The 610-nt window shown below is 46.7% G+C and carries 1 protein-coding gene; it reads right to left on the reverse strand.

Annotation, left to right across the window (positions count from 1 at the left end; translation table 11 throughout):
• Window positions 1-34 precede the first annotated feature (34 nt).
• On the reverse strand, window positions 35-610 hold a 576-nt coding region (locus FFR48_RS28310), incomplete at its 5' end, for an IS5 family transposase (RefSeq protein ID WP_137669616.1).

Genomic DNA, 610 nt, shown 5'->3' on the forward strand with positions numbered 1-610 from the left:
AGAGGGTGTTTGAAAAGTTTTTGGCAGTCAAAATTTAGGCAAGTCGCCTAACCATAATACGGATCATAGCAAGGTAGATAAAAGTCTCAGATGTTTCGGGCAATAATTCATAATCTCGGACTAATCGCCGACAACCCATCAGCCACCCAAAAGTGCGTTCTACGACCCAACGCTTTTTGAGCAAGACAAAGCCCTTGGTTTGTTGTGGTCGCAGAACTACTTGGACAATCCAACGACAAAAATTCATCACCCATTGCATGAACGGTTCGCCGTCGAAGCCACCATCTACCCAAATAGTGGTCAAACGGGATGCCTGCGTTTGAGACTGTTTCACCCGCTTGAGAACTTTTTTTCCGCCTTCTCGCTCACCCACATTCGCGGCTGTTACCAACACTCCTAAGACTAAACCCAAGGTATCGACTGTCAGAAATCGCTTACGCCCTGTAATTTTCTTGCCTGCATCAAAGCCCACTGATTGACTCACCATTGCCGCACTTTTCACACTTTGGCTGTCGATAATCGCCTCAGACGGTAAAGAATGACGTTCGATTTCAATCCTTGTCCAATCTCGTAGGCTATCGTGGATACGCAACCATGTTCCATCCTTCCG

The sequence above is a fragment of the Sphaerospermopsis reniformis genome (assembly GCF_005402885.1).
GTDB lineage: Bacteria > Cyanobacteriota > Cyanobacteriia > Cyanobacteriales > Nostocaceae > Sphaerospermopsis > Sphaerospermopsis kisseleviana.